This window comes from Tannerella sp. (assembly GCF_052170195.1).
In the GTDB taxonomy this organism is placed as follows: domain Bacteria; phylum Bacteroidota; class Bacteroidia; order Bacteroidales; family Tannerellaceae; genus Tannerella.
The window spans coordinates 1-5,517 of record NZ_JBQNAZ010000077.1 but is presented as its reverse complement, the minus strand read 5'-3'; the positions used below and the strand labels follow the sequence as shown (position 1 = coordinate 5,517).

At 50.9% G+C, this 5,517-nt stretch carries 4 protein-coding genes; 3 read left to right on the top strand and 1 reads right to left on the bottom strand.

What is annotated here, in order from left to right; all coding sequences use genetic code 11:
* Positions 1 to 134: 134 nt before the first annotated feature.
* On the bottom strand, positions 135 to 1,811 hold the full coding sequence (locus ACTTKA_RS11945; RefSeq protein ID WP_442725202.1) for an AMP-binding protein: 1,677 nt from the start codon (positions 1,809 to 1,811) through the stop codon (positions 135 to 137).
* Between the two features lie 152 nt (positions 1,812 to 1,963).
* Between ACTTKA_RS11945 and mtaB the strand changes: the two genes are divergently transcribed.
* The 3 genes from mtaB to ACTTKA_RS11930 all read left to right on the top strand — a co-directional run bounded on the left by mtaB (position 1,964) and on the right by ACTTKA_RS11930 (position 5,458).
* Positions 1,964 to 3,277 carry a tRNA (N(6)-L-threonylcarbamoyladenosine(37)-C(2))-methylthiotransferase MtaB gene (gene mtaB, locus ACTTKA_RS11940; protein WP_442725201.1) on the top strand — a complete coding sequence of 438 codons (1,314 nt, stop codon included), beginning with the start codon at positions 1,964 to 1,966 and terminating at the stop codon, positions 3,275 to 3,277.
* Positions 3,278 to 3,282: 5 nt separating this feature from the next.
* Positions 3,283 to 4,200: a lysophospholipid acyltransferase family protein gene (locus ACTTKA_RS11935; RefSeq protein WP_442725200.1), complete on the top strand. Its 918-nt coding sequence runs from the start codon at positions 3,283 to 3,285 to the stop codon at positions 4,198 to 4,200.
* Positions 4,201 to 4,420: 220 nt separating this feature from the next.
* On the top strand, positions 4,421 to 5,458 hold the full coding sequence (locus ACTTKA_RS11930; RefSeq protein WP_442725199.1) for a glycosyltransferase family 2 protein: 1,038 nt from the start codon (positions 4,421 to 4,423) through the stop codon (positions 5,456 to 5,458).
* Positions 5,459 to 5,517 lie beyond the last annotated feature (59 nt).

Genomic DNA, 5,517 nt, shown 5'->3' with positions numbered 1-5,517 from the left:
AGTAGATACTACATTCATATTCTCCAAATATTTTTGCAGGTTTTTTTTGAAAAAATTATAAGTAGCAGAAAACTAGCAAAATAAAAACAACCAACAAACATACATTATTATATAGAAAAAGAAAATACCTTCTTTTATTTTTGACCGGACAAGGTTTGGTAAAGGAAACGCTTGATGCTTTTTTTCGGCGTTTTCTCAAATTCCGTCGGATAAAGTTCGATCCGGGAGATACGTTCATACGGGGCCAAAAGTTTATTGACTTCAATCCGATTTTGCTCCATGATAGCCGGAAGGTCGCTATGTTGCACCACGGTAGTATCGACCGAATCGTAATCCGGGTAGACGAGTGCTACAATTTTGCCGTCCTGCTCAAGTACCAGACTCTCCATCACGAAAGGCATATTATTTAGCTTCGACTCCAGCTCTTCGGGATAGATATTCTGTCCGTTTGAGCTTAATATCATCGTTTTACTTCGTCCTCTGATAAAAATACGCTTTTCCGCATCAATCGTTCCCATATCACCGGTACAAAGCCAACCATCTTCGGTAAAGGCATTGGCGGTCGCTTCATCGTTTTTGAAATAGCCTGACATGACATTCTCGCCACGCACCTGTATCTCTCCGACTTCATGATACGGATCGGGAGAATCGATACGCACATCCATAATATCCTTCAGGATATGTCCGCACGAAGTAGGCTCGAAGACCCGATGATTCGAATAGCTGATCAGCGGGCCGCACTCCGTCATTCCGTAACCGACGGTTACCGGAAATTTGATCTTGCAAAGGAAGTCGGTTACTTCCTGACTCATCGCCGCTCCTCCGACAATGACTTCACAGAATCGTCCTCCGAGCGTATCAATCAGACGTTTATTGATCTGTGAATAAATCCGGTTCGCAAGCAATGGAACACTCAACGCCATCTTCATGGAACGTTTGTTGAGTTGAGGCAGGATAACGTTCTTATATATTTTCTCGAGAATGAGCGGAACGGTAATAATAAGGTTCGGCCTTACGTCTTGAAAAGCCTTGAGAAGCACCTTCGGCGAAGGCAGCTTACCGAGTATATGTACATGCGCTCCGATGGCCATCGGGGTGAGCAGGTTAAACGCACAGCTATACGCATGAGCCAGTGGGAGGAAGCTAAGTTCATCATCTCCGCGGAACATCAGATTCAGCGTTTGGGCATACGTTACATTGCCCGCCAGATTATTCCCCGTCAGCATCACCCCTTTGCTGAAGCCCGTCGTTCCAGACGTATAGTTGATTTCGATCAGCTCCTCGTTGCCGACTTCGGCATAACGGATATCTTCTTTCGTAAAGCCAGCGGGATATTTCCTGGCCATCAATGCATCCACATCTTCGCGCCGCAATTGCGAAGGCATCCCTTCACGGCGCAAGATACAGTGGAAATCGGTCAATGAAAAAGCAACTTGCACATCCGGAATCTTTTCCTCTTCGAGCGTGTCCCAGATGCGGTCGGAGACAAACAGGACGACGGACTCGGAATGATTAATAATATGATGAATATCGTTCGGATTGAAGTCCTGCAAAATCGGGACAATTACGGCACCGCAGGTAATCGTGGCCATATAAGCAATGCACCATCGCGCACAATCCTTTCCGACAAGTGCCACTTTATCTCCTTTCTTCACTCCACACTGCTCCAGCACCAAATGCAGGCGGGCGACCTCTTCGGCCACATCGCGGAAGAAAAACACCTGATCGGTTCCATAGTCGGACACCGATGGCATATCCCAGTTCTCGCGAAAACTTGTTTCGTACAATTTGATAAAATTCTCCTTAATCATCACGTTGCCATTTTATTTTTGTTCGCGCTTGCAAAAGTAAACAAAATTATGCAGAAACGGTGTGGGGCAAAGCATCTAAAAAGAGCATCCGGGCACTTTTGCCGTTCTTGGAAATTCTTCTACCTTTGCGGATTCATACAATAAAAGGGGAAATGATTGACGAAGCGGTTTTTGAAAACAAGAAAGCGGCCTACTATACGTTAGGCTGCAAGCTCAATTTTGCGGAAACGTCGACAATCGGGAAGGAGCTGGCTGCACACGGAATTCGGAATATCCGAAACGGAGAGCAAGCCGATATATGCGTCATCAATACCTGCTCGGTGACGGAGCTGGCCGATAAGAAATGCCGCCAGTTGATTCGGCGGGTACGCAAGCAACACCCCGATGCCTTTGTAGTAGTCACCGGATGTTACGCCCAACTGAAGCCCGAAGAAGTATCGCAGATAGACCATGTGGATATGGTTCTGGGAGCCGAGCAGAAGGGCGACGTAGTCCGCTATCTGAACGAATGGTCGGAAGAGAAGAAGGTCGTCACGTCGGAGACGAAGAGCATCCGAACGTTTACGCCCTCGTGTTCGTCGGGCGATCGCACGCGTCATTTTCTGAAAGTGCAGGACGGATGCGACTATTTCTGCTCTTTCTGCACGATCCCGTTTGCGCGCGGACGCAGCCGGAACGGCAAGATCGCCGACCTCGTTGCGCAGGCCGAACAGGTAGCACGTGAAGGCGGGAAGGAGATCGTACTGACGGGTGTGAATATCGGCGATTTCGGGAAGAGTACGAACGAAACTTTTTCAGACCTGATTCGCGCGCTCGACGAGGTGGAAGGTATCGCACGTTACCGCATTTCGTCGATCGAGCCGAACCTGATTACGGACGAGATCATCGAGTTCGCCGCCACCAGCAAACGTTTTATGCCCCATTTCCATATCCCGCTGCAAAGCGGAAGCGACGAGGTGCTGAAGCTGATGCGCCGGCGTTACGACACGGCGCTGTTCCGTCAGCGAGTGGAACATATCAAATCGTTGATGCCGCACGCGTTTATCGGGGTAGACGTTATCGTGGGGACACGGGGCGAGACGGACGCCTGTTTTGAGGCGTGTCGGGAATTTCTGGAGTCGTTACCTGTTTCGCAACTGCACGTATTCAGCTACTCGGAGCGTGCCGGCACGCAGGCGCTGAAAATCACGCCGGTCGTGTCGCCCGAGGTGAAACATGCGCGCAGCAAACAGCTGCTCGATTTATCCGACCGCAAGCTCAGCGAATTTTACGAGGCACATATCGGCACGACGGCCGAAGTACTCTTCGAACACACGCGTAAAGGCAACCGCATGTATGGCTTCACGGCAAACTACATCAAAACGGAAGCGCCCTACGACGTGGCGCTGGTCAATCGCATCACTCCCGTCAGGCTGGAGAGACCAAACCCGGACGGCACGGCGTTAACGACAACCCTCATTGGCTGATCATCATGGGCAACCGAGTCTTATATACATTGCTTTACGTCTGGGTAAAAACCTGCGCACTGCTTCCGATGGGTATTTTATATGTGTTTTCCGACGCGCTGTCGTTTATCATTTACCGTGTTGCGCGGTATCGGCTGAAGGTGGTGCGGCACAACATGCGTCATGCTTTCCCCGACAAGACGGAGCAGGAGCGGCGGGAACTGGAACGACGGTTTTACCGGCATTTCGCCGACTACATCGTCGAGACGATCAAGCTGGCGGGCATCTCGCACGAGGAGCTGCTTCGTCGGTCGCGCCTGTCGAATCCCGAGATGGTTAAGCCGCTTCTGGCACAAGGTCACACAAGCCTGATCCTTATGATGGGACATTATGGCAACTGGGAATGGTTCACCGGATTTCCATCGTGCTTCGGCGGTGGCCTGAAGGTCTATCAAATCTATCGTCCGCTCAACAACAAAGCGTTCGATAAACTGTTCATTTTTCTGCGCACACGCTTCGGGGCTTTCGGCATCAGGAAGAAAGACGTGGTGCGCGAAGTAGTCCGCCTCACCCGTGAGAAACAGCCGAGCCTTTTCGTCTTTATTGCCGACCAGACCCCCAGCCCAGCCAACCTGCACTACTGGACGACGTTTCTGAATCAGGAATCGGCCATGCTGACGGGCCCGGAGCGTCTGGCCGTCAAACTGAATGCGCCGGTGATCTATGCCGACGTCAGACAGGAGAAGCGCGGACATTACACGGTCGATTTTCAGTTGATCACCGACCGCCCGAGAGAATTGCCGGAAAACCAAATCACCGAAGACTATACGCGCCGCATGGAACAGACCATCCTGCGCGACCCGGCGAACTGGCTCTGGACACACAAACGGTGGAAATATAAGAGAGTGAAAAGTGAAGAGCGAAGAGTGAAAAGTGAAAAGTGAAAAGTGAAGAGTGAAAAGTGAAGAGCGAAAAGTGAAGAGCGAAAAGTGAAGAGCGAAAAGTGAAGAGCGAAAAGTGAAGAGCGAAAAGTGAAAAACGGAGAGTGAAAAGTGAAACCCTGCGGGCGTTGAGGTGTTGAGTTGTTGAGTTGAACGCTAAACAAAAAAACAACTAAACGTCCGAAGAACTGAATGCTGACAACTGATAAAAACAAGTATTGAAATGAAAGTAGCAGTCATCATATTAAACTGGAACGGGCGAAAGCTGATGGAGAAGTTTTTGCCGTCGGTACTGAAATATACGCCGGGCGAAACGGCCGAAATCATCGTAGCGGACAACTGTTCGACCGACAGTTCCGTGGCGATGCTCCAAGAGCGGTTCCCGTCTGTACGGGTGATTGTCTTAGACCGGAACTACGGTTTTGCCGAAGGATATAACCGTGCGATCGAGCAGGTAGATTCAGACTATACGGTGCTGCTCAACAGCGATGTGGAAGTTACGCCTCACTGGTTGGACGCGCCGCTCGACGCGATGGAGAGAGACGCCCGCATCGCCGGCGTGCAACCCAAAATTCTCTCGGAACGCCACCGATCGTCCTTCGAATATGCTGGAGCAGCCGGCGGATGGATAGATCGCTACGGGTATCCGTTCTGTCGCGGGCGCGTGTTGAGCGTCGTAGAAGAAGACAACGGACAGTACGACACCGCAACCGACGTGTTTTGGGCCAGCGGCGCCTGTCTCTTCGTCCGCACCGATGTTTACAGGAAAGAAGGCGGGTTGGACAGCCGTTTTTTCGCTCATCAGGAAGAAATCGACCTGTGCTGGCGGCTGCGCGCACGCGGATACCGGCTGCTATGTACGCCTCAATCGGTTGTTTATCACGTAGGAGGCGGCACGCTGCATGTAGAGAGCCCGCACAAAACGTTCCTGAACTTCCGCAACAACCTGCTGATGATTTATAAAAACCTCCCCGACAAATCGCTGCGACGGGTCATGTGCCGGCGATTTATCCTCGACTATCTGGCGGCCACGAAGTTCGTCCTTTTCGGTCATCCGAAGAATGCGTGGGCTATCGTCCGCGCACGAAACGTATTCCGACAGTGGAAACGCGAATACGCCGCCATCCGAAAAGAGAATCTGGCAAAGACGCTTGTCGACTCCATCCCCGAAATGATGGAACAGTCGCTCCTGCTGAGTTTTTACCTGAAAGGAAAGAAAAAATTCTCCGACCTGATGCGGAACGCCCCCCGCACGTTCTAAGTTTTGGTTCATCCCCGAATTGCGTTGGTAGTTTGCTTTACTCATAAATAAAAGCTGTC

Excerpts from the sequence above, each read along its gene's own strand:
- ACTTKA_RS11935 (WP_442725200.1), top strand. The coding sequence starts at position 3,283 with ATGGGCAACCGAGTCTTATATACATTGCTTTACGTCTGGGTAAAAACC.
- mtaB (WP_442725201.1), top strand. The coding sequence starts at position 1,964 with ATGATTGACGAAGCGGTTTTTGAAAACAAGAAAGCGGCCTACTATACG.
- ACTTKA_RS11930 (WP_442725199.1), top strand. The coding sequence starts at position 4,421 with ATGAAAGTAGCAGTCATCATATTAAACTGGAACGGGCGAAAGCTGATG.
- ACTTKA_RS11945 (WP_442725202.1), bottom strand. The coding sequence starts at position 1,811 with ATGATTAAGGAGAATTTTATCAAATTGTACGAAACAAGTTTTCGCGAG.